This is a genomic window from Enterococcus sp. DIV1279b (assembly GCF_050531515.1).
In the GTDB taxonomy this organism is placed as follows: domain Bacteria; phylum Bacillota; class Bacilli; order Lactobacillales; family Enterococcaceae; genus Enterococcus_D; species Enterococcus_D casseliflavus.
Genome location: NZ_CP172891.1, coordinates 2,866,780 through 2,890,964, shown reverse-complemented (window position 1 = coordinate 2,890,964; position 24,185 = coordinate 2,866,780). Strand labels below are relative to the sequence as shown.

General features: G+C 44.2%; 23 protein-coding genes. 15 read left to right on the top strand and 8 right to left on the bottom strand.

All coding sequences use genetic code 11. From position 1 onward, the window contains the following. The first annotated feature begins 230 nt into the window (after positions 1-230). Entirely contained in the window at positions 231-1,151 is a 921-nt protein-coding gene (locus IGI71_RS13735) for a cation transporter (protein WP_015510258.1), read from the top strand. 58 nt (positions 1,152-1,209) lie between these two features. Then, entirely contained in the window at positions 1,210-2,046 is an 837-nt protein-coding gene (locus IGI71_RS13730; RefSeq protein WP_015510257.1) for a YitT family protein, read from the top strand. A 97-nt stretch (positions 2,047-2,143) separates the two neighbouring features. On the opposite strand, the gene IGI71_RS13725 is transcribed toward IGI71_RS13730, so the two are convergent. Continuing rightward, positions 2,144-2,812 carry a GntR family transcriptional regulator gene (locus tag IGI71_RS13725; protein WP_231434921.1) on the bottom strand — a complete coding sequence of 223 codons (669 nt, stop codon included), beginning with the start codon at positions 2,810-2,812 and terminating at the stop codon, positions 2,144-2,146. A 188-nt stretch (positions 2,813-3,000) separates the two neighbouring features. Here IGI71_RS13725 and IGI71_RS13720 point away from each other — a divergent pair, with 188 nt between their 5' ends. From IGI71_RS13720 to IGI71_RS13700, 5 genes are all read left to right on the top strand, one after another. Next, a complete protein-coding gene (locus IGI71_RS13720) occupies positions 3,001-4,596 on the top strand; it encodes a mannitol dehydrogenase family protein (protein WP_231434920.1) in 1,596 nt (531 codons plus the stop codon). A 3-nt stretch (positions 4,597-4,599) separates the two neighbouring features. Continuing rightward, entirely contained in the window at positions 4,600-5,676 is a 1,077-nt protein-coding gene (gene uxuA / locus IGI71_RS13715) for a mannonate dehydratase (RefSeq protein ID WP_231434919.1), read from the top strand. 16 nt (positions 5,677-5,692) lie between these two features. After that, positions 5,693-7,081, top strand: coding sequence for a glucuronate isomerase (uxaC, locus tag IGI71_RS13710; RefSeq protein ID WP_016608895.1), 1,389 nt, complete (start codon positions 5,693-5,695; stop codon positions 7,079-7,081). A 139-nt stretch (positions 7,082-7,220) separates the two neighbouring features. Beyond that, on the top strand, positions 7,221-7,547 hold the full coding sequence (locus tag IGI71_RS13705) for an MGMT family protein (protein ID WP_005228493.1): 327 nt from the start codon (positions 7,221-7,223) through the stop codon (positions 7,545-7,547). Then, positions 7,544-8,251 carry a GntR family transcriptional regulator gene (locus tag IGI71_RS13700; protein WP_005228494.1) on the top strand — a complete coding sequence of 236 codons (708 nt, stop codon included), beginning with the start codon at positions 7,544-7,546 and terminating at the stop codon, positions 8,249-8,251. The genes IGI71_RS13705 and IGI71_RS13700 overlap by 4 nt, the downstream gene beginning before the upstream one ends. Before the next feature lie 96 nt (positions 8,252-8,347). Here IGI71_RS13700 and IGI71_RS13695 read toward each other — a convergent pair whose 3' ends face one another. Beyond that, positions 8,348-9,547 carry an enolase C-terminal domain-like protein gene (locus IGI71_RS13695; RefSeq protein WP_005234111.1) on the bottom strand — a complete coding sequence of 400 codons (1,200 nt, stop codon included), beginning with the start codon at positions 9,545-9,547 and terminating at the stop codon, positions 8,348-8,350. A 290-nt stretch (positions 9,548-9,837) separates the two neighbouring features. On the opposite strand from IGI71_RS13695, the gene IGI71_RS13690 reads away from it, so the two are divergent. After that, positions 9,838-11,667: a glucose PTS transporter subunit IIA gene (locus tag IGI71_RS13690; protein ID WP_231434918.1), complete on the top strand. Its 1,830-nt coding sequence runs from the start codon at positions 9,838-9,840 to the stop codon at positions 11,665-11,667. Between the two features lie 68 nt (positions 11,668-11,735). Here IGI71_RS13690 and IGI71_RS13685 read toward each other — a convergent pair whose 3' ends face one another. From IGI71_RS13685 to IGI71_RS13665, 5 genes are all read right to left on the bottom strand, one after another. Next, positions 11,736-13,010 (bottom strand): ABC transporter permease, encoded by a 1,275-nt coding sequence (locus IGI71_RS13685; protein ID WP_128488447.1) that lies wholly within the window; start codon positions 13,008-13,010, stop codon positions 11,736-11,738. Next, positions 13,007-13,690, bottom strand: a complete 684-nt coding sequence (locus tag IGI71_RS13680) for an ABC transporter ATP-binding protein (protein ID WP_005228498.1) — start codon at positions 13,688-13,690, stop codon at positions 13,007-13,009. The genes IGI71_RS13685 and IGI71_RS13680 overlap by 4 nt, the downstream gene beginning before the upstream one ends. A 151-nt stretch (positions 13,691-13,841) precedes the next feature. Beyond that, on the bottom strand, positions 13,842-14,612 hold the full coding sequence (locus tag IGI71_RS13675; protein WP_231434917.1) for an ABC transporter permease: 771 nt from the start codon (positions 14,610-14,612) through the stop codon (positions 13,842-13,844). Further along, the gene (locus IGI71_RS13670) at positions 14,605-15,540 is read right to left on the bottom strand and encodes an ABC transporter ATP-binding protein (RefSeq protein ID WP_005228500.1); all 936 of its coding nucleotides are present in this window, start codon (positions 15,538-15,540) and stop codon (positions 14,605-14,607) included. The genes IGI71_RS13675 and IGI71_RS13670 overlap by 8 nt, the downstream gene beginning before the upstream one ends. 176 nt (positions 15,541-15,716) lie before the next feature. Further along, positions 15,717-15,965 carry a helix-turn-helix domain-containing protein gene (locus IGI71_RS13665; RefSeq protein WP_231434916.1) on the bottom strand — a complete coding sequence of 83 codons (249 nt, stop codon included), beginning with the start codon at positions 15,963-15,965 and terminating at the stop codon, positions 15,717-15,719. 194 nt (positions 15,966-16,159) lie between these two features. Between IGI71_RS13665 and IGI71_RS13660 the strand changes: the two genes are divergently transcribed. Next, positions 16,160-16,423 carry a hypothetical protein gene (locus tag IGI71_RS13660; protein WP_142965506.1) on the top strand — a complete coding sequence of 88 codons (264 nt, stop codon included), beginning with the start codon at positions 16,160-16,162 and terminating at the stop codon, positions 16,421-16,423. Positions 16,424-16,436: 13 nt separating this feature from the next. After that, positions 16,437-17,354, top strand: a complete 918-nt coding sequence (locus tag IGI71_RS13655) for a LacI family DNA-binding transcriptional regulator (protein ID WP_201688451.1) — start codon at positions 16,437-16,439, stop codon at positions 17,352-17,354. A gap of 61 nt (positions 17,355-17,415) precedes the next feature. Here IGI71_RS13655 and IGI71_RS13650 read toward each other — a convergent pair whose 3' ends face one another. After that, a complete protein-coding gene (locus tag IGI71_RS13650) occupies positions 17,416-18,189 on the bottom strand; it encodes a MerR family transcriptional regulator (RefSeq protein WP_156235367.1) in 774 nt (257 codons plus the stop codon). Between the two features lie 114 nt (positions 18,190-18,303). Between IGI71_RS13650 and IGI71_RS13645 the strand changes: the two genes are divergently transcribed. The 5 genes from IGI71_RS13645 to IGI71_RS13625 all read left to right on the top strand — a co-directional run bounded on the left by IGI71_RS13645 (position 18,304) and on the right by IGI71_RS13625 (position 24,140). After that, positions 18,304-19,185: an HAD-IIB family hydrolase gene (locus IGI71_RS13645; RefSeq protein ID WP_231434915.1), complete on the top strand. Its 882-nt coding sequence runs from the start codon at positions 18,304-18,306 to the stop codon at positions 19,183-19,185. Further along, a complete protein-coding gene (locus IGI71_RS13640) occupies positions 19,172-19,525 on the top strand; it encodes a DUF1827 family protein (protein WP_010749898.1) in 354 nt (117 codons plus the stop codon). The genes IGI71_RS13645 and IGI71_RS13640 overlap by 14 nt, the downstream gene beginning before the upstream one ends. Before the next feature lie 248 nt (positions 19,526-19,773). Continuing rightward, on the top strand, positions 19,774-21,240 hold the full coding sequence (locus IGI71_RS13635) for a nicotinate phosphoribosyltransferase (protein WP_005228507.1): 1,467 nt from the start codon (positions 19,774-19,776) through the stop codon (positions 21,238-21,240). A gap of 62 nt (positions 21,241-21,302) precedes the next feature. Continuing rightward, positions 21,303-22,127, top strand: a complete 825-nt coding sequence (gene nadE / locus IGI71_RS13630; RefSeq protein WP_010749896.1) for an ammonia-dependent NAD(+) synthetase — start codon at positions 21,303-21,305, stop codon at positions 22,125-22,127. A 192-nt stretch (positions 22,128-22,319) separates the two neighbouring features. Continuing rightward, positions 22,320-24,140: an LTA synthase family protein gene (locus IGI71_RS13625; protein WP_144808896.1), complete on the top strand. Its 1,821-nt coding sequence runs from the start codon at positions 22,320-22,322 to the stop codon at positions 24,138-24,140. The last annotated feature ends 45 nt before the right edge of the window (positions 24,141-24,185 follow it).

The window sequence follows — 24,185 nt, the reverse complement described above, 5'->3', positions numbered from 1 at the left end:
AATCAATCTGTGTAGTCAAGGGGATTTACACCAGAATGTAAAAAGAGAGGAAGAGGAAAACCGTATATACGTCATTAGAGAATAGAGTGAATGATTGACAGCAACACTATTTTTTTCCGCTTTGTATGAAAAAATTGACTGTTTTTCATGTTATTTATATGGGAAGATAGGCTTATAGATAGAACAACGCAATCAAAAGAATAGTTTTTTTATGAAAGATGAGGAGTATCATGAGTGAAAAGAAAAAAATACGCAAGCTTTTGTTGGCATCGATTGTCGCTGGGAGTATCTATGGTGGCGGTGCCTTGCTTTTTGGGTTGCTGGTCAGTTATAACGTCCTCTTGTTAGATGGGGTCTATACATTGATTGGGGCAGTGATGTCACTGATTGCTTTGTACGTGGCAAAATATATCCAAGCCCAAGATTTTGAACGTTTCCCATTCGGTAAAGAGGCATTGATGCCATTAGTGGTATTTATTCAATATAGTATCATCCTGCTGATCTCAATTTATGGAATCATTGAATCTGCTTTTAGTTTATTACACGTCAGTGATGGCATGATTGATCCAATCGGTTTGTATTTCTCGCTGGTTGGTACGATCTACTGTTTCTCTTTTTACTTGTACTTAAAAAAGAAACCACTGACCCATCCCTTTTATTGGGTGGAACTAGAACAATGGCGTTTCGGCTTTTTCTTTAGTCTGGGTGTCGTCGGTTCATTTCTTGTGTCCTGGCTGATCCAAGCCAGTCCCTATGGGAATTTTGCGATGTATGTCGACCCAATCATCTCCATCGGGATCACCTTGTTCTTTATCCAGCTTTCGATAAAAGAGTTGAAAGCAGCGATTTTAGAATTGACTTCTTCTACTCCAAAAGAAGAACTGAGGGAGACCATCATGACGATCGTTGAAAAAGAATTGCGCGCAGAAGAAGTGGTGGACTTTGTGTTACGTACCGCCAAAGTCGGTAATCAAGTCATTGTGGAATTAGATGTAGTGATTTTACCTGCAACGCCTCTCGATACAGTAGGTCAGCAAGATCCCTTGCGAGAACGATTGAATCAAGCAATCAGCCAACAGATTTCCGGTTATTCCCTCTGGCTAAACATAAATTTTGTCGGTGACATCAAATGGGCGTATAGTGAGGAGTAAGAATGGCTGCAAAGCAGCTTGAATAAACCGTTTAAATGACAGAGAAAAGAGGAAACAAATGACAATTCTGAAAACCTATGGAAAAATCACCGCAGCACTTTTCTTGTTAGCGGCAAGCATCAATTTATTTTTAGGACCGCATCATGTGGCAGCTGGCGGTGTCAGCGGAATCGGTATTTTATTAGAGTCAGCACTCGGTTGGGATCGAGCGGCTGTGATCATGGTCTTGAATATTCTCATGCTTATTCTTGCCTATGCCTTTTTAGGGAAGGGGCCTTTTATGAAAGTCCTCTATGGTAGTTTTGCTTTTCCAGTAGCAATTGCTTTAGTTCCGGAATATATGGTGGCTGAAGACCGGTTGCTTTCCGTGATTTTTGGCAGTGCGATTTTTGCTTTAGGAGTAGCGATTTTGTACAAAAATCAGTCTTCCAGCGGCGGCACAACGATTCCACCGCTGATTTTCAAGAAATACTTTAATTTGAATCCAGCGATTGGCTTGCTGGCGACCGATGCGATCGTTGTTTCCATGAACTTGTTCGTTTTCGGGTTTGAAGAGTTCTTGTTTGCGATCTTATCGATCGTGATCACCTCTGGTGTGATGACCTACATTGAAACCGGCTTTAACCGAAAGAAATCTATCATGATCTTAAGTGAGAACCACGTGAATGAGATTCGAGAAGCGGTCTTTGATAAAACAGCTCGGGGTGCGACCCTGTTGGCTGCCCAAGGCGGTTACCAGCAAGCCGACAAGCAAGTGCTGCTGATCGTTGCCAGCGACCAAGAGTTTATGCAGATCAGACAAATCATTGAGACTATTGACCCAAAAGCGTTTGTGATCGTCAATAATGTCTCAGAAGTACTGGGGCAAGGTTTTAGTTATCACCCGATTGAATGATCGTATTCTCGCTTGTTCAGCATATGAAACCACCCTCGTCAAGTAGGCTATCTACTCGACGAGGGTGGTTTTTAAGGTCCATGATTTTCAAATAGCTTTACTCCGTAAAATAATCGGGAAAGGCTTTTTCCACAAAAACCAAATCGTTATCAATGACATCAATGTGTTGTCCGACCAAGGGAGCAATTTTGGCTTGGTCTTTTTCTTTTAAGGTTGCTAAGATTTCTTCATGATCTCGCAAAATAATTTCCCAAGACAATTCCTCCACCTCTAAACGTAAGAAGCGGAAGCGATTTAATGGCAGATTGATCGTTTGTAGCCAATTCCAGACATTCTCTTTGTCGGCGATTTTATAAATCAACTGATGGAAGGCCTCGTCGAGTTGGAAAAACTCGATTTCATCTTTCAATTGGGCATAGGTCCGCTGCAAAATAACGAGTTTTTCTAGTTCTTTCAGCTGTTCTTCTGTAACGGCTTGGCAGGCCGCTATGAATACTTCTTTTTCAAGCGTCTCTCTGACAAAGCGAGCTTCTTCAATTTGTTTGATGCTGATTTTAGAAATATAGGTGCCGCTTTGGGGAACGACATGGATCAATGCTTCACGGCGCAGACGAATAATTGCTTCACGGATCGGCGTCCTGCCGATGGTTAGACGTTGCTCCAATTCCTTTTCAGATATTTTTTGACCGGGAATCAGCTTGGCGGTTAAGATCAACTCTTTGATTGATTCATAAGCTTGTGATTGAAAATTTGTAGGGTTCAACATAAACGCTTCTTTCTGTATCAGGCATTCAATTCCCTTCGAAAGAAAAACTCTGAAGGAAAGTGCCTAGGGATAGTTTTGAGTAATAAAACTAGTATATAAGTTGAATAACCTTTTGTAAAGGCTTGCAATTCAGCACGAAATGAACTAGAATACTAATATATCAGTTTTGAGGAAAAGGAGGAAGTAGGATGTTTGATTTTGCTGCCTTGAAGCAGGCAGGAGTTACGATGCCGGTCGTTCCCAAAGAAGTGAGGGATCAATCAGATACTCAGTTTCAATGGTTACACTTTGGTGGGGGAAATTTGTATCGGGCATTTCACGCAGAAGTAGCCCAAACGTTGATCAATCAACAAGCGTTGTCAAAAGGAATCGTAGTGTGTGAAACCTTTGATGAACAAGTGATCGATCAAGTGTACGCGCCTTACGAGAATGACATTTTAGAAGTGATCATGCACGAAGGGGGACGGTTGGAGAAAAAATTGCTCCAGTCAACGGCGGCTAGTTATTATTGCCATCCTTCCCGCACTGCGAGTTATGAGCATATACGCAAAGTATTTCGTGAGCCGTCACTACAATTGGTCACCGTAACAATCACAGAAAAAGGTTATGGCTTAAAAGACAGTCAGGGGAATTTTTTGCCTGTCGTCCAAGCGGATCTCGCTGCGGGTCCTCATCAGGTCAACCATACAATGAGCATTTTGGCTAGCTTTTTATGGGATCGTTTTCAATCAGGGGCTCTTCCGATCGCTATGGTCTCTACCGACAATTTTTCGCAAAATGGGCTCCGTTTCCAAGCGGCGATTGTCACCATCGCAAAAGAGTGGCAAAAGCTGGGGCATGTTTCAGAAGCGTTTGTCCGATACTTAGAAAACAACGCGCAAGTGACGTTTCCGTGGTCAATGATCGATCGGATTACGCCAAATCCTTCAACAGCAGTTGCAGAAGAATTAGCAGCAGCTGGCATTCAGCAGTTGCCAGTCATTCGGACCGATAAAGGAACGACGATCGCTCCGTTTGCTAACACAGAAGCGACTCATTATTTAGTGATTGAAGATGATTTCCCGAACGGTCGCCCGAATTTAGACAAAGCGGGGGTGATCTTGACGAGTCGAGAGATCGTAGACAAAACCGATAGTATGAAAGTCACAACTTGTTTGAATCCACTGCATACGGCAATGAGTTTGTTCGGCTGTTTACTCGGCTATACATCCATTGCTGCGGAAATGACCGATCCAGATATTGTCGCTTTGATCAAAGGAATCGGCTATCGTGAAGGCTTACCGGTAGTGGAAGATCCTGAGATCATTCAGCCAAAGAAATTTATCGATGAGGTGGTCGGTCTTCGTTTACCGAATCCGCTGATTCCTGACACCCCACAGCGGATCGCCGCAGACACCTCACAGAAAATCGCCATCCGTTTTGGCGAAACCATCAAAAAGTATGTGGAGAAAGAAGGCTCGGCTTCTGAGCTGACTTTCATTCCCTTAGTGATTGCTGGCTGGTTGCGTTATCTCTTAGCGATCGATAATGAAGGCCATCTATTTGTCCCAAGTCCTGATCCCCTCTTAGCAGAATTGCAAGAGATTTTACGGGAGTGTCAGTTAGGGACAGCCGCCGATGTTCAAGGGATCATTCGCCCAATCTTAGCAAATCCGCAGATTTTCGGGTTGGATCTCTATCAAGCAGGAATCGCTGAAAACGTGGGTCACTTGTTCGCTAAGATGCTAGCAGGAACCGGCGCAGTCCGTAAAACATTACATGAAACAGTAGAAGGGATTGAATAAAAAATGGAAATGACATTTCGTTGGTATGGAAAAGAATACGATAAAATCAAGTTAGCAGATATCCGTCAAATTCCTGGGATAAAAGGCATCGTCGGTACACTCTTTGATTTGCCTGCTGGAGCAGTTTGGCCCAAAGAACGGATCAAGGCGCTCGTGGAAGAAGTCGAAGCAGCTGGACTTTCTCTGAAGGTGATCGAAAGTGTCAATATTCATGATGACATCAAGATTGGCTTGCCTTCGAGAGACCTGTATATCGAAAACTACAAAGAAACGATTCGTAATTTGGCAGCATACGGGATCGAAGTGATCTGCTATAATTTTATGCCGATTTTTGATTGGATCAAAACGGATCTCGATTATCGCTTAGCCGATGGTTCTTCTACGATGGCATTTGAAAAAGCAGGGATCGACAAAGACCCAGAAGAGATCGTCAAAGAAGTTGAGGAGTCAAGCTCTGGCTATACCTTGCCAGGCTGGGAACCAGAACGTTTGGCTCATGTCAAAGAATTGTTTGCTGCGTATAAGGATGTCGATGATGACAAATTAAGAGAAAACTTTGCTTATTTCCTAAAAGCCATCATTCCCACCTGCGAAGAGGTCGGCATCAAGATGGCTGTTCATCCAGATGATCCTCCCTATTCGATTTTTGGTCTGCCGCGTATCGTTAAAAACCGTGATGATCTGGATTGGGTCTGTAACGTGGTCGACAGTCCGTCAAATGGTATCACACTTTGTACTGGCAGTATCGCCGAAGACCCAGCCAATAATGTCTATGAGATTTTGGCTGAGTTTTGTCGCCGGGATCGAATTCCTTTTGCCCATGTTCGTAACATTCAATACTTGGGCAATGACAAAGACTTTTATGAAGCACCGCATCTCTCCTCTGAAGGCTCGTTAGACATGTATCAGATCCTAGAAGCGATGTACAAAAATGGCTTTGACGGCTATATTCGACCAGATCATGGGCGAATGATCTGGGGAGAAACGGGACGTCCAGGCTATGGCTTATATGATCGGGCGATCGGCGCTTCCTACTTATTAGGGTTGTGGGAAGCCATCGACAAGAGCGTGGGGCGTTAAGAAAAGGAGCGAAGAAATGTTTTTAACTGACGATTTTATTTTGAAAAACAGCTTTGCCAAAGAGTTATACCATGGGTATGCAAAAAAGCAGCCGATCATTGATTACCATTGCCATTTAGATCCGAAAGAGATTTTCGAAGACCAAAACTTCACCAATCTGACCCAAGCGTGGCTGGCGGGGGACCATTACAAATGGCGCTTGATGCGAGCCAATGGTGTTGCAGAATCTTTGATCACTGGCGATGCTGATGACTACGAAAAATTCTGTGCTTGGGCGCAGACCTTGGAGGCTTGCATTGGCAATCCATTATATGTCTGGACCAATTTGGAATTGAAGCGAATCTTTGGTATTGATGAGCGGTTGACACTAGCCAATGCAGCAAGCATTTGGGAAAAAGCCAATCAACAGTTGCAGACGAAGGAATTTTCACCACGAGGGCTGATCAAAAAGATGGCCGTTGAGGTGATCTGTACGACGGATGATCCCATTGATTCGTTGACGTATCATCAAAAGCTGGCAGAAGAATCCTTTGCTGTGTATCCTACCTTTCGTCCTGACAAAGCAATTAATCTGCAGAATTCAGAATTTCCAGCATACCTTAAGCAATTGGCTGCAGCTGCGAGCAAAGAAATCACTAGCTATCAAACGCTGGTTGAAGCATTGACCGTGCGTATTTCCTACTTCCAGCAACGGGGCTGTCGTTTAGCAGATCACAGTCTGTCACGTCTTGGAGAGGAAGCCTACGATACCGCTGCACTTGAAGCGATTTTTCAGAAGCGTTTGACCACTGGGACACTGACTAATGAAGAAATCAGACAGTTTCAAACCGGCTTGCTGATTGACTTGATGCGCCAATACGCAAAGCAAGGCTGGACCGCGCAATTGCATCTGATGGCGACTCGCAACAACAATCAAAAACTTTTCCAACAACTAGGACCTGATAGCGGCGGTGATGCGATGGGGGACGATCGTCTAGCGAGCGGCTTAAGTCGGACATTGGCGCAGCTTCAGGCGGAAAGCTTATTGCCGAAGACGATTTTGTATTCACTGAACCCCAAAGATTATCCAGTGTTGACTGCGCTGATGGGGGCGTTCCAAGAAGAGAGCAAAGGCAAGCTGCAATTAGGCTCTGCTTGGTGGTTCAATGATACGTATTCTGGTATGCGGCATCAGTTGACGACCCTAGCAGAAGGCGGGATTCTTGGAAACTTCGTCGGCATGCTGACGGATTCTCGCAGCTTTTTGTCTTATCCTCGCCACGAGTATTTCCGGCGGATTTTGTGTCAGGTGATCAGTGAATGGGTAGAAGACGGACAACTACCAGCAGATGAAATATATTTAGGGCAGATCGTCGCAGATATCTCTTATCACAATGCGAAAACCTACTTTGATTTTCCAAACTAATGACTACTCGATTCGTTCTTGGCTTGCTAGAGAACGAATCGAGTGTTTGTATGGCTATTGCTAAAGTTGCGTCTGTTCATTTACTATTGGCAGGGAATCCAGTACTATGATAGAAAGAATCAAAGAAGGAGCGAACAATATGAATCCATTCTATGAAGAAGTCTATGCGCTGGCGCGGCAGATCCCTTTTGGTAAAGTCGTCTCCTATAGTCAGATTGCGTGGAAATTGGGACAAATCAACGGCGCGCGAGCAGTCGGTCGAGCGATGCGCTTGAGCCCTCAGGATGTCCCTGCCCATCGTGTCGTGCGGGCAGATGGCGTCTTAGTTGGTCCCTCCGCCAATGTGCGAAAAGCAGCACTCGTCGATGAAGGGGTGGTCTTCAAAGCCAGTGGTCGTATCGATATGAAGGCTTGCAGTTGGTCCATGAGCGAGATCGCTCCCGCTCAAATGAAGGAGCCGTTATGAAAAAACGTGAATTTATCGTACAAGATCTGTTGAGTAAAATCTATCAGGAAGAATTTTCTGCCGGCAAACTACCCAACCAAAGAACTCTTGCGCAAACCTATGGTGTTTCTCGGTTTACGATCCAGCAAGCAATCAAAAACCTTGAAGAGATCGGGATCGTCAAAGTGGTTCAAGGTTCAGGGATTTTTATCCATGAAAAATGGGTCAAAAATCCAATGATCTTTAATTCCTTGACCCGCACCCCTTATGACCGCATCCATTCCAAAATGATTTCCTTGAATAAGGCGGTAGCAACGTTGGATGAACAGCAGATTTTCCAAATAGGCCCAGACGAGGAAGTCTGGACCTTTGAACGAGTGCGGATCGTCAATTATAAAATCGAACAGCTGGAAACCTCTAAATTGCCCGTCAGCCTATTTCCTGAATTGACACAAGAAATCGTGGAGCACTCGATCCAACGCTATGTCGAAAGCTGCGGATACCGCATTTCCCACTACATCACAAGCTATACCCCCATCACCACATCGACCGCGCAATCGGGTATTTTATTGTGCAAGCGGGGAACACCGGCAATGCAGATCAGCAATCGGGCGATTTTAGAAGACGGCCGCGTGTATGAGTTCAGCAATATCGTTGCCATTGATTATGCCGTGACCTACATCCGTCCCTTTGACCGTGAGATCCATCGCTCACGCATCGATTGATTTTTAGGAAAGCAAATGTGCCAGTTGCGTCGTCTTTACCCAGAGAGAAGAAAGACATCCCCTGTCGATTGGACAGGGGATGTCTTTTGTTGTGTTTTAAGGAGTGATCAAAGTGCCGTCTGGTGTACGGCTCTGGGTCCATTCGTGAGGACGGTAAACCACGGGAAATTCCGCAGCTGCTGCTTCATCGAACGTGATTCCGATCCCACTTTTCTCGATGGGATAAAAATAGCCGTTTTCAGGTTGTGGACTACCACCAAAGACCGACTGGGTATTTGCTGGGATCGCAATCGTTTCTTGGATCGCGGCATTGTGGAGATGGATATTTAGATGGGTGTTGACGGCTAAGCCGACAGGGCTGATATCAGACGGCGTGTGCCAAGCGATCCGAATGCCCATCGCATCGCAAAAGTGAGCCAATTTCAATGCTGGCGTGATCCCACCGATTTGTGAGACATGGGCACGCATAAAGTCAATCTGTTGATTTTTGACTAGCTCTTGCCATTCCATCGGATTATTGAACAATTCGCCGGTCGCGATCGGGGTCGCCGACTGGCTGCGGAGTTGCTGCAGCCACTTGTTTTGATCCGGCGGCAAAATATCTTCTAGGAAAAAGAGATTGAAAGGCTCAGCGGCTTTTGCAAATTGAATCGCTTGGTTTGGATGCAGCCGTTCATGCACGTCATGCAGCATTTGAAATTGATTGCCGTATCGTTCTTGGATCGCAGCAAACATTTTCAGTGTTGTGTCCATGTAGTCTGTTTGATCAAAATAGGAACCAGCGATGGGCTGATCGGGTGTTTGCAGTTGGCTAGGATTTCCACCATAAAAGCCTAATTGGCAACGGATATAGCGATACCCCTCAGCCAAGAAGCGATCGATTTCTTGATAAAGGTCTTCGAGATTATCTGCCACGGCATGGGTATAGGCGGGAATCGCCGTACGCGCTTTTCCACCTAACAGTTGATACAATGGCATATCGGCTAATTGTCCCTTGATGTCCCATAAAGCCATGTCGACTCCTGAGATGGCATTGTTGGTGATCGGACCATTCCGCCAGTAAGAATTGACATTCATCACTTGCCAAAGATCTTCGATTTGATTGGCATCGCGGCCAAGTAAGAGGGGGCGTAAATACTCGTCAACGACGGTTTTTACGGCTAGTGGGCGAAACTGGAAGGTTGCGCAACCTAACCCAGATACGCCTTTGTTCGTTTCTACTTTAACGACAACAAGGTTATGACGATCAGGTTTGATCGCAAAGGCTTTGACGTCGGTGATGATCGTTGGTGTCATTTCATTCACTCCAATTTTTGTCTCTAGTTGCTATAGCCATTGAAACATGCTTGGCAACCGCTGTCAATTTGGTCTAATAAAAACTGGATATACACCATAAAACCAGTCCAATTTTTGCCTATTTTATAATAAAACGTTGATATATAGCGTTTTTATTCTGGTTTTATCAAAAAAGGACTGGTTTTACAAGTCTGTGTGAGCATGCTACTATGTGTGTGAAAACGGAAACACCTGAAAGGGCGCCCGTCAAAAGGATCAGGACCGTTAGCAAACAACAGGGGGAAAAAAAGATGACCAAAGAAGACATCGTAAAACAGATCATTAAAGATGTTGGCGGATCAGACAATATCAACAATGCATGGCACTGTATGACTCGCTTGCGTTTTGATTTAAAGGATGAGAAAAAAGTCGACTATGCGGCGTTAGAAAAAACACCCAAAGTCGTAGGAACAAAATATCAAAGCAATCAGCTGCAAGTAGTGATAGGAACGGATGTTGCTGATTATTATGCACCTTTAGCCAAAGAATTAGGACTTGATGAAGCGAACCAAGGGGAAACATCAGAGAAAAAAGGAGCCGTTTCCTTATTTATGGATACCGTTTCTGGCGTTTTTGGTCCGATCGTTCCAGCTATCGCTGGCGCAGGAATGATCAAAGGATTGATGGCTGGATTGGTAGCATTGAATGTCATCTCTAATCAAACAGATACCTATTTAGTGATCGACATGATTGCGAGCGGCGTATTCACATTCTTGCCATTTTTTGTTGCTGCTTCTGCCGCTCGGATTTTTAAAACCAATCAATATTTAGCGATCGCAATCGCGGCAACGCTGCAATTTCCAACGATGACCAATGCGGTAGCCGAAGGGAGCATTTCCGCCTTTCGTTTGTTCGGCGTCTTGCCAGTACCCGTCTTTAACTATGCAGGGACAGTGATTCCCATTATCTTTGCCGTGCTGGCACTCAGCTATATTTACCGTTGGGTCGATAAACTCTTACCACAAGTGCTGCGTACCGTGTTTACACCGACGATTTCGTTGTTTGTCGCTGGTATCTTGACATTAACGGTCATTGGCCCAATCAGTATCCATCTAGGAAACTTATTGGCTGCTGGCGTGGCTGGATTATTCACTATCTCGCCTGTCTTAGCAGGAATCGTGGTAGGGGCGATTCGACCAATCGCAATCTTCACGGGACTGCATCATGCCATGACCCCGATCGCTTTGCAAAACTTTGCCAATCAAGGATATGATATGCTGATGCCAATGATGTTTATGGCAAATATGGCAATCACCGGCGCAACAGCAGCTATTTATTTCAAAGTCAAAACCAAAGAAGAAAAATCGATCATTCTATCGTCGGCGGTTTCAGGCTTGTTAGGGATCACAGAACCTGCGTTATTCGGGATTTTGTCGAAGTATAAAAAAGCCTTTATCGCAGCAACAGTTGGTAGTTCTGTAGCTTCTGCCTTCATCAGTTTCTTCGGTGTTCGTATTTATGGGTACATTCTTTCAAGTATCTTTAGTTTGCCAGCCTATATCGGGGAATACTTTGTCTACGCCGTTCTAGGGATCATCTTGGCGATCGGCTTATCTTTTGCCATGAGCTGGTTCTTGGTACCAAATCAAGCAGCAGAAGGCGATCGTTACACCAACGAAGTGGATCTGCATGCCGTGACCCATGGTGAATACGTCCCATTAGAAGATGTACCAGATGAAGTTTTTTCAACGAAAATGATGGGAGAAGGCTATGCCATCGAGTCCCAAGATGGCCAAATCTTTGCACCAGTCAGTGGCGAAGTCACCACTGTTTTCCCTTCAAAACATGCCGTCGGGATCAAGACCCAAAACGGCGTTGAAGTTCTTGTGCATATGGGGATCGATACAGTTTCCCTTGGCGGTCAAGGCTTTGAAGTCTTTGTCAAAGCTGGGGAGCAAGTCACTCCGCAAACCAAACTGGCACAAATGGATCTGCCTTTTATCAAACAGCAAGGCAAAGAAACCATGGTGATCGTTTTGATCACCAACATGGATCGCGTGCAACAATTTTCTGGAAGTACTGATTTAGAAGGCAGACACCAAGCCGGTGCATTGCTGGAAAAAGTCGTCTTGAATGCCTAATAAAAGAAAAAAGATGAGCTTCGTTAACGAAGTTCATCTTTTTTTATTTGTCCAGTAACTATTTATGTTTATTCATAACGCAAAGCTTGGATTGGATCTAGTTTACCTGCTCGGTTAGCAGGCAATGTGCCGGCTAAAAAGGCAATCAATAAGATGACACCCATAACAGTCAGCGTGTTCGACCAAGAAAAACCAATCAATTGAAATCCGGTCAAAGCTTCAAGAAACGTGCTTGAAGCATAGTCATTGATGATATTTCCTAAACTAAAAGCGGCGACGATCCCACTGAAAGCGCCGAAGAAACCAATTAAGAGTGCTTCGAAGCTAAAGGTCAGAAAAACTTTGCTGCGGCTCATTCCTAAGGCTTTCATTAAGCCAATCTCACGGGTTCGGTCTTGAACAGACATATACAATGTATTGATAATACCAAAGCTGGCAGCTAACAGTGAAATTGCCCCAAATAAAGTCAAGACGCCAGTAATCGCATCAATTACCATACGAAACATATTGATTTCATCTTCCACAGTCATTCCTTGGAAGCCATTTTCTTGTAAAGATTCTTTGATGGTATCGATTGCTTCACTGGATAAATTTTCTTCTAGATATGCCTGTACAACAAAAGATTGGTTTTTTAAGTTTTCTGGTAAGCCTACTTCATAAATTTCCAACACTTTTTGACTCAAAGCCTGATTAAAAATAGTCATTCCAGCTTGAATAAAGCTGAAATGGCGAACCCCAACAATTGTTGCTGTGACGGTTTCTTGTTCACCAGTTGCATGAGAAGACACTCCAATAGTAACTTCTTTTTCCAAAGCCTCTTTGGCATCTTTAAAGCCTAAAATTTCCACATAATCTTGATCAAGAATGACTTCAAATCCATCAACTTCATTATTGACTTGTCGACCAGCTTCTAATTCTAAATCGATATCACCAGAAGCCATTGCGTTGAGTTGATATTTCGTAGTGGAACTCCCCTGAATGTAATCCGCTACTAAAAAGCTGATTGGTTTAACGGTATCAATATGCTCGATACTTTCAATTACTTCCATATCTGCAGGTGTAATTACGTTAGCTTCTGCAGAGGATTTCTCTGGATCGTATTCTTGAATAGTGGACGCTGGTATTATATTATTACTGCCATCCATTTTGTAGACTGCTAGTAGGCTATTGTCACCGGCAGCTGTAATTTGTTGATCGAGGTAATTATTAATACCGGTGTTGATACCCATCGTTAGATAAATGGTAAAGGCACCAATAAAAATAGCAATGATCGTCAGGAGTGTTCGGCCTTTGTTTCGCAACAGATTTTTCGCAGAAGTTTTTAACAAATCGTTGAATTTCATTTATCGTCCTCCTCAATCACTAAACCATCTTTAATATGGATCTGCCGATCACAGCGGGCAGCTAGATCAGGATCGTGGGTGACGATGACTAGGGTGATATTTTCTTTTTCGTTAAGATCAAATAATAGCTCTTCGACTTTTTCTCCCGTCGCTGAATCAAGATTTCCAGTAGGCTCATCGGCAAAAATGATTTTGGGTTTGTTGACGAGTGCTCGGGCAATACAGACCCGTTGTTTTTGACCGCCAGAAAGGTCAGATGCTTTATTTTTTGCTTTATCACCCAATTCTACGGCTTGTAGTGCTTCATCTACCAGTTTTTTTCGTTGATTTCGACGCATACCGCTGATTTTCAATGGCAGCATCACGTTGTCATGAACCGTATCTTTGGCGTTCATAAAAAATTGCTGAAACACGAAGCCAAAGGTTTCGTTTCGCAGTTTGTTTAATTCAGCAGCCTTTTTTCCTTTGACATTTCTTCCAAGTAAAAATAGATCTCCGCTAGTAGGCTGGTCCAACAAGGCTAATAAGTGCATCAATGTAGACTTACCTGAACCACTTTTACCGATAATTGCCACTGACTCACCCGCATAGATTTTTAAATCAATGCCCTTCAAGGCATCGAATCTAGTTTCTCCTTTTCCATAAACCCTCGTTAACTTTCTTGTTTCCAAAACGATCATTACATTCCTCCTCTAAAAACGTTAATAAGTTAAGATTATCACAAATAGTTGCCAATAAATCAGTCTTTAGGAGTAGTTTCTGAAATTAAATGAAAAAAAGCGACCCCCACTGGGAATCGCTAAGAAGCTATAAAATAAATTTTAAGTTCAATTAACTACGCAGCCCGCGGCCTTTTTGGATCAAGTACCAGCATACGCTGTATAAGACGACAATGAACAAGACCAAAATACCGATGGAGAGGAAAATCGGGACATCGATGGTGCCCAAAAAGCCGTAACGGAAACCAGAGATCATATACACGATCGGGTTGACTTTGGAGATCGTTTGCCAAATTGGCGGCAGCATGCTGATGGAGTAAAAGACGCCTCCAAGATAGGTCAATGGTTGTAAAACAAAGGTTGGCACGATGGAAACATCGTCAAAGGATTGGGCGAAGATCCCATTTAGCAACCCTGCTAATGAAAATAAGATGGCGGTCATGACAATGGTTAAGACAACGATGACCCAAGAATAAACATGTAATGGGACGAAGAAAAGGGAAATGATGGTCACCAATGTGCCCACCAAGATACTACGTCCAAGTCCGCCAAAGACAAAGCCCCAAATGATGACGTGGGTAGGGACCGGCGCCACTAAGAGTTCCTCAATGTTTTTTTGAAACTTCTGTGAAAAGAAGGAAGAAGACACATTAGAGTAAGAACTGGTGATCGTCGACATCATGATCAGCCCAGGAACGATAAATTCCATATAAGAAAAGCCGCCCATTTCGCCGATGCGGCTGCCGATCATTTTCCCAAAGATAATAAAGTATAAGGAAGTAGTGATGACGGGTGGGACGAGGGTCTGCACCCATATCCGTAAATAGCGGTTGGTCTCTTTGACCGCTAAACTTTTTAAGGCTGTAAAATAAAGACTAAACATGGTTTTCCTCCGCTTCGTGTGATTCTTCGGTGATTTTCAAAAATAGTTCTTCCAAGCGATTGGATTTGTTGCGCATGGAGAGGACATTGATCCCTTGCTGACTGAATTGGGCAAAAAGATCGTTGACGCCTTGATCTCGAGCGACTTCAACAGCGATGGTCTGTTCATCTTCCATTTGGATCGGATACCCAGTGATCGTTGGTGCTTGTTTGATCGGTGCGATATCAAAAAGAAAGGTTTCAAATTGCAGTTTTGCCAATAAGGACTTCATGCTGGTGTTTTCGATCAGTTCACCAGATTGGATGATCCCGATGTTGCGGCAAAGCATTTCCGCCTCTTCTAAATAATGGGTCGTCAAAATGATCGTTGTGCCCTTTTGGTTTAGCTCCCGCAAAAAGCTCCACATTTCCCGCCGTAATTCGATATCGACACCTGCCGTCGGTTCATCCAAAATCAATAGCCGTGGTTCATGCATCAGGGCACGAGCAATCATCAAACGGCGTTTCATCCCGCCTGACAGCATCCGCGCACGAACATTGCGTTTTTCCCACAAATTCGACTGCTTCAAGTATTTTTCGCTGCGCTTGATGGCTTCGTTGCGGGGGACACCATAATACCCAGCTTGATTGACGACGATCTGCTGGACCGTTTCAAAGGGATTGAAATTGAATTCTTGGGGAACCAGACCAATCTGTTGTTTGACTTGGACCAATTCTTTGTCTAAATCGTAGCCGAAGACTTTGACGCTTCCCGAAGATTTATTGACAAGAGAGGTGATAATGCCGATGGTGGTGGACTTTCCAGCGCCGTTTGGGCCTAACAAGGCATAAAAGTCGCCTTCTTCCACCGTCAAATTTATGCCCCGCAACGCTTCAACGCCGGTAGCATAGACTTTGCGTAAATCGGTTAGTTCTAGTGCATAGGTCATGTTTGTTTGAACTCCTTCTATGTATGATGGTTTATTCTATCATTTTTTTTCAAGAAGAACCGCATGATTTGATTTTTTTCATTTGATTAGATAACAATTGTTGCTAATCGATGAAAAGTGGGAAAGAGGCAAAAGAAAAAACGACCATTTGATCGTTTTTTCGATAAAGTCGATTGTTAGCATGAATACCGTTCTGGTCGTTCTGTCTGTCCTAATATGTAATCGACAGAAACATTATAGAGGGAAGCTGCATGTAGCAGCGTCAATACATCGGGTAAGCGATCGCCTGCTTCGTATAAGGTGTAATCGGGGTAAGACACATCGAGATGCTGGCATACTTCTTTTGGGCTCAATCCGCGTTCTTCTCTTAAAAATTTGAAGCGGCAACGCAAGGTGTCTAATAAAAAAGCTTCTTCTAATGTCACTTTGCGGTCCTCCTTAAAAAATAGCGCTTTTTTTTCGCACTGTTCTCTTTTTATTGTACCAACAAAAGCAAAATATGCGAAGTGATTCACATGAAGGTCGATCGGTTTTTGTCAAAAAGTGAAACAAATGACTTGCTCTGAGACGCGTTTCATACAGTATGCTTGATTTATAAAAAGGAAGGCGGGATGGAAACATGAATACATACATGAAGAAAAATGGTGCGGAATGTTGTTATGTGACGTTGGCATTTGATGGACAACAACTGGTATTGACGAAGCCAAAAGGGTTCTTTCAAGAACGGTTAGTAGAAATTCCTTTGGATGAGATTAGTCACTTGACGTGTGATGAACACTTCGGGTCTCAACGCATCGGATTTATTCATCACAACGATTACTACGAATTTTATACATGTGGGCTAAGTGTGATAGACTATATGAAAGAACAATTATTCGTTTAAGGAGCAGTGAGTCATGGCAAACATTCGGGATATTGCACGCTTGACCGGCTATTCGGTCTCAACGGTTTCACGAGTCATTAATAACAATCCTTATGTCAGTGAAGAAAAGCGTCGTAAGATCCTGGCTGTCATGGAAGAGGTCAACTATATTCCGAATTACACGGCGCGGGCATTAAGTGTCGGCATAACCAAAAATATCGGTGTGATCCTGCCGTTTGTCAATCATCCCTATTTTGATCGATTATTGAGCGGCATCACGACAGCAGCGTTTGCTCGTGGCTATAAGGTGACGCTTTTAGCCACGAACTATGATCCGCAAGTAGAGGAAGCATATTTGCAAGAATTTGCGGCGAAAAGCTTTGATGCTTTGATCATTACCTCGCGGGCCAATCCGATCGAAACATTATTGCCTTATCGTTCATACGGACGCATCGTCTTTTGTGAAAATATCTCGTATTTGACTGACGGCTGCACCTATATCGATCGAGAGGAATCGATCAAGGAGGTCTTCACGTATTTTAAGGAACAAGGCATCCAGAAAATCGGCGTGACATTGGGACGTAGCCGCAAGCTCAGCAGCAATTCAAAAATCACGGTCCGTTTGGCTCATGACTATTTTTCGACCTTTTCCGAAGACTTGATTTTTTGGGATTGTTTGACGGAAGAAGATGGCAAAGAAGCGGCTGCTTATTTTGCAGATAAAGGAGTCGAAGCGATTTTCACCAATGGGGATCATGTTGCTGCTGGGATCCAGTCGCAGGCGCCGGGAGAATGGCTCGTGATTGGACGGGACAATTTATACATCAGCGAGCTGCTGCAGCTTTCAACGATCGATCATCACTTGCAAGCTTGCGGGGAGACTGCCGTCCAATTGGCGGTAATGGAAAAAAGCGGCAACTATCGCATGCCTTATGAGTTCATCAAACGATAGCTACAGACGAAACGATGCGCAAACAGTGCCCCTGAGCGGGCAGTGCTTGCGCATCGTTTTTTTAATGGGATTTGGTGTAATGGTCAATGATCTGTTTCAACAGCTGCGCGCTGCCGACGCCTGCTTTTTGATCGTAATAGGCGGTAAAACGCTCGTCTTGAACGTACATTTCCCCTAAAGATCGGTGATATTCTGCTGAGTAAAAGGGCGCTGCTTGTTTAAGCCATGCTTGATGCGCAGCAAAAGCCTTTTGGGCTTTGTCAGAAGGGATTCGTTTCCCTTCCTTTTCATTCAATAGCTCTTTTATCAGCTGCAACAAGCGGTTTTCGTTGTCGGTCAGTGCTTGATAATCGACTTGGGTCATCTGCTGCCACTTTTGGTTGCTTTGTTCGATGATTTCCTCACCGTAGGCTTCTCGTAATTCGGCACCGTAGTTCGCTTCGTTTTCACGAATTTTTTGTTCCTTAAAATAACGGAATTTCTCTTGATCGGTCATCGTCTTTTCTCCTTCATAATAATCAATTGTTTGCGCTAAGGTGGTCAAAAGACTGTCCAGGGCTGCTCGCTCTTGTAAAAGCTGTTGGTAATGCTGCAACAAGACCGTTTGGATCGATTCCTGTGGCTCATCCAAGATTCCGCGGATCGTTTCTAATGACAGCCCAAAAGACTTAAAATATAAAATCTGCTGTAGGCGATCGACTTCCTGTCTCCCGTAGATACGGTAACCAGCTGAGTTGGTGCGTTGCGGTTGTAACAACTTGATCTGATCATAATACCGCAGGGTACGGCTGCTGACTCCTGACAGTTTAGCTAAGGCACTGATCGTATATTCCATCGGCTTTTCCCTCCTTACACCTGTATCCTAAAGGTTGACGTAACGACAAAGTCAAGAAAATTTTTTTGCGTTTTTTAAAATGTGCTATAATTATAACAAAGAAAGGAAGATAAGATGCAAATAGTTTTTTCTGATATTGATGGGACGTTCCAAGAAATGGGGCACCCGATTCATGAGATCAATAAAGAAGCCATCCGTTGTTTGCAAGCCCAAGGGGATCACTTTGTGTTTGTCACAGGGCGCGGATTTGAGCTTGTTCAAGATATGATGGCGGAAGAAGGCCTTTCCTGCGATGTGATTTTTGGAAACGGCGCTGGTCTGATGTTAAAAGGAGAAGCGCCTGTTTTGACGCATACCTTGCCCTATAAGACATTGGCGCAAGTGATTGGTATCTTAGAAACAGAAGAGGTTTTTTATTTCTTACATACTGACCATGGCATCATTTCCCCACAAGCGCATTTGTATGAAGCGCAATTTCAAGAAAGCCGCAAGCAGTTATTCGCGGAGTTAGGGGAGCGAGGACAAATCATCGCTGACTACAAATATGAGTTCTTTTACAACGAATGTCTTCATAAAGACGACGTGCTGCAGTTTATGAAGGAACATCCAGAGATAAAGGTCATCAAAATCGAACTGATGGAAGCGTCAGACGAAAAAAGAGAACGACTGCGGGCGATGATCCAATCAGAAACGGCTGCGATTTTTCAATCCTTTGTCCAAACACTGGAGATCGTTGATCCATTGGCGACCAAAGGTGCCGCGATCCGTTCCTTTTTAGAAGCTTTTCCCGCTGCCAAAAGCTACGGGATCGGTGATGGTGAAAATGACCTTGCGATGTTTGAAGCGGTGGATGTTTCTTTGGCTGTAGCAAATGCCAGCCCAGCGATCAAAGCAGTTTGTGATCGAACCATTGAGCGCGCGGAAGACGGCGGTGTTGGCCGCTTTATTTTAACAGAATTAGTTTCGAGAGAGGATGTTGTACATGAAGTTGATTGAAACCCCAGTAAACCAAAATCTAAATATGGAAACTTTTTACCCGAACATCTCCAAGTATCTATTCGACAAAATAGCGATCAAATACTATAAATTGTACTCGCTTGATCGGACGCAGATTCTCTATGTGGATAGTTTTGATACGATTTCTTTAGTATTGATCAACAATAAAAAGAAAATCAGTCGGGAAGAAGTCGACACAGCGATTCATCGTTTGCTGAAGGTCGATCGCAAAGACGTGACCGTCAATGTTAATATTCGTAAAGAAATGGAAGCAAGAGGCATCACCTTTTCTAAACCGAGGAAAGATGTCATTCTTGTTCAATTGCCTGTGAAAGAATAGTAGTTGAAAGAAGTTGGGACATGCACGTTGCAAGAGCAATCAAACGTTGAACAAAGGGGCGACCTTACACGCGCGCAGGAATGATGCGCCAATAAGTAGGAGGCTGACCCATGCTTTTGAGCAATTTGTTCTCAGATGGATTGCCTTGTACTAGCAAAAACCCAACTTTTTTTTGAAAAAACAAGATTTTCTGTCTTTTGTGTTTTTTTTGCTATAATGAGAAGAAGTAAGCTAGAGGGAGTAAGAACATGCAGAAATTATTTAAAGATGACAGCTTGACGCTGCACACCGATCTCTACCAAATCAACATGATGCAAACCTATTGGGAGTTAGGCAGAGCCGATCGTAATGCGGTGTTTGAATGCTATTTCCGTGACATGCCTTTTGAAAACGGCTATGCGATCTTTGCCGGTCTGGAACGATTGATCGACTATTTGAACGATTTATCCTTTTCAGAAACGGATATTGCCTACTTGCGAGAAATCGGTGGCTATCCAGAAGCCTTTTTAGAGTATCTAAAGGAGTTCAAGTTTGCTTGTACCGTTCGTTCTGCGTTAGAAGGCGATTTAGTCTTCAACAATGAACCGATCATTCAAGTAGAAGGGCCGTTGGCACAAGCACAGTTGATCGAAACGGCGTTACTGAATATGGTCAATTTCCAAACACTGATCGCCACGAAAGCGGCCCGCATCAAATCCGTGATCGGCACGGATCCCTTGTTGGAATTTGGTTCACGGCGGGCACAAGAATTGGATGCAGCCATTTGGGGGACCCGAGCGGCTTATATTGGCGGAGCAGATGCGACGAGTAATGTGCGGGCAGGGAAGATTTTTGGCATCCCAGCCAGCGGAACCCACGCCCATTCCCTCGTGCAATCCTACGGCAATGACTATGATGCATTTATGGCGTATGCCCAAACCCACAAAGATTGCGTATTCTTAGTCGATACCTATGATACATTGCGCTTAGGTGTGCCAAATGCGATTCGTGTGGCCAAAGAGATGGGGGATAAGATCAATTTCTTAGGTGTGCGAATCGACAGCGGCGATATGGCGTATATCTCGAAAAAAGTCCGTGAACAGCTGGATGAAGCGGGATTCACGGAAGCCAAAGTCTATGCTTCCAATGATCTAGACGAAAATACGATTCTAAGCTTGAAAATGCAAAAGGCGAAAATCGATGTGTGGGGTGTCGGCACCAAGCTGATCACCGCTTACGATCAACCGGCATTAGGCGCGGTTTATAAACTGGTGGCCATCGAAAATGAGCAGGGAGAAATGATCGACACCATCAAATTATCCAGCAATGCTGAAAAGGTTTCGACTCCTGGGAAAAAACAAGTTTGGCGTATCACCCGTAAATCTGACGGCAAGTCAGAAGGCGATTATGTCACGCTATGGGAAGAAAATCCACAAGCAGAAGACGAACTGTTCATGTTCCATCCTGTTCATACCTTTATCAACAAAACAGTGACGAACTTTGATGCGCGACCATTATTGCAAGACATCTTTGTAGATGGCCAGCAAGTGTATCAAGTGCCTGACTTAGAACACATCAAAGCCTATGCGACGAATTGCTTGGATTCCCTTTGGGACGAGTACAAACGTGACTTGAATCCACAGAAATACCCAGTCGATCTTTCGCAAGAATGCTGGGATCATAAAATGCGCACGATTGAAAAAGTACGCAAACAAACCAATGGCGCGATTTTGTAATCCGCAACTGCGCTGGTCCTAGGATCAGTCAGCTGCTTCAAAAAATAAGAGGAGGCGTTTCTATGACCATGCAACAAGAAATTATCAAAGAATTAGGAGTCTTACCGACCATCGACCCGAAAGAAGAAGTTCGTAAGAGTATTGATTTTTTAAAGGCGTATCTGCAAAAGAATCCGTTCTTGCATACGTTTGTCTTGGGGATCAGTGGTGGACAAGATTCGACGTTAGCTGGACGGCTTGCGCAATTGACGATGGAGGAAATGCGCAGCGAAACTGGGAATCCCAACTATCAGTTCATAGGGGTACGCTTACCTTATGGGGAACAAGCAGACGAAGAAGATGCCAAAAAAGCACTAGCGTTTATCCAACCAGACATTGAGCTGCGGGTAAACATCAAAGCCGCCGTCGATGCGCAAGTACAAGCGGTGGAAGAAGCAGGGTTAGCGGTTTCCGACTTTAACAAAGGCAATATCAAAGCCCGTCAACGGATGATCACGCAATATGCTATTGCGGGTGAAAAAGCAGGGGCTGTTCTGGGAACAGATCATGCTGCGGAAAACATCACCGGCTTCTTTACGAAGTACGGGGACGGCGGAGCCGATATTTTACCACTGTTTCGTTTGAATAAACGCCAAGGCCGTCAACTCTTGCAATACTTAGGCGCGCCAGAAGCGTTGTATACAAAAGTCCCAACTGCGGACTTGGAAGATGGCAAACCTTTAGTGGCAGATGAAGCAGCTTTAGGAGTGACCTACAACGACATCGATGACTATTTAGAAGGCAAGGAAATTTCGGCTGAAGCCCAACAAACCATTGAAAACTGGTGGAACAAAACGCAACACAAACGCCACTTGCCAGTCACGATTTTTGATGATTTTTGGAAATAAACGAAACCAATGATTGAGTTCCATTCGGATAGAAAGAAGAGTCTAGGGGGCAAGAAACCTTAGACTCTTTTTTTATGAGGCTTGCTTTCTTTAAAAATAACAAAAGCTTCTTACCTCGGCTTTACTTTCTTGCCTCGAAAGCATAAAATACGAGGGTACCTAGAACGTGTAGAAAAGGAGGAATGTTCCTTCGTGAAAATAAATAGCCATCCTTATCTGAAAATCGCATTAAAAGGCATCGCCATCGTCCTGTTGATCATTTTCAGTAATTTATATTTGCAATGGTGTCAAAACAATCTTTCCGTTGAATTAGCTCTGAAATTTGCCTTTTCGTGGCATACAGCAAAGTTTTTCTTGGCTTGTGGGGTGCTACTGCTGGTGTATGGGGTGTTTGCCAGCTTGGCAGGTTCGGTACTGATCGGGGGCATCTTTTATAGTGTTGTCATCGGAATCTTAGGGTATGCCAACCACACAAAGATGGTCTATCGCCAAGAACCAATCTATCCCGATGATTTAAAGATGGTCACTCAATTCGACCTTCTACGAACCATGATCGGCAATAGCGCCTTTTTCTTAGCCATCCTCTTCGCTCTGGCTGCGATCGGAGCGATCGGCTGGAGTATCTATCGCAGCCGCAAATTAAACCTGCGTTTGCAAGTGATGCGAGGAGCGGTGCTGGTCGTATGCTCGCTGGGCTTAGTCTATGTTTCTCACTTCAATGACAGCAACAACCTTTTACGCAAAGCCTACAATCAGACGGCGCTCTGGATTCCGTATTCACAAAAAATGAACTATTACAATACGGGATTCATCGGTGGGTTTTTGTACAACCTGCGGGTAGATGCCATGACGAAGCCTGAGGGGTATTCAAAAGAAGCGATCCAAGCGATTGCGGACACCTACAATGCACAGGCTGCGGAGAAAAATCAAGACCGTGAAAGTGAAGCACCAAATATCGTCTATGTGATGAGCGAGAGCTTTTCCGACCCGAGCCATTTAAATGGCTTGTCGATCACCGGCGATCCGTTGAAAGACTATTACCACGTCGCCGATCAAACCATCAGCGGAAAAATGCTTTCGCAAAATTATGGAGGCGGTACGGCAAACATCGAGTTTGAAGCGTTGACTGGTTTTGCCATGGGCCTATTGAATCCACAGATGACAACGCCTTACACGATGCTGGTGCCGAAATTGACGCAACTGCCATCCTTGGTTTCTTTCTTGGAACAGTCCGGGTATACGGCAACGGCGATCCATCCTTACGATACATCGATGTACAAACGCAAGGATGTCTATGGCGTGATGGGGTTTGAACAGTTTATCGATCAAGAGACGATGACCTATACCGACAAAATCGAAAATAATCCTTACATTTCTGATGAGGCGGCCTACAAAGAAGTGCTGGCATTGTTGGAAAACGATCAGCAACCGCAATTTGTCCATTTAGTGACGATGCAGACCCATATGCCGTATGCTGGTAAATACGATACCTTGAATTACCAAGCAAGCGGTCCGGGCAATATGGCTTCTTTGGAAAACTACCTGCAGGATATCTCCTACAGCAGTACAGCATTGAAAAACTTTGTAGCTGAATTAGAACAGCTGGATCGGCGAACGCTGGTCGTCTTTTGGGGGGATCATTTACCAGGCATTTATGCCGATGAGATCAAGGAGCAAAATGAAACGGCTGCCCTGCATGAAACGGAGTTTTTGATGGTCGATTCGCAAGGAAATTTTGCCCCAGAAGATGTACCTGTAACAAGTCCCTTTTACTTTGCGCCGAACCTATTAGAAGCCAGTGACCAACCAACGAGCGGGTTTTACCAGTTGTTATTGGCCTTGCAAGATGAGCTGCCAGCTTTTGAAATGGGTCAATATTATCAAGGCGGGCAATGGCAGACGACCCTTGCATTGGATCAAGAAGCCCAAGAAATCTATGATGCCTACAATTTGATCCAATACGATGTGTTACAAGGAGAGCAATACAGTTTAACGACTGGTTTGTTTGACTAAATGAAATGTAAAATAGCGCCTTATCCCAGTGTTAGTCACAGGATA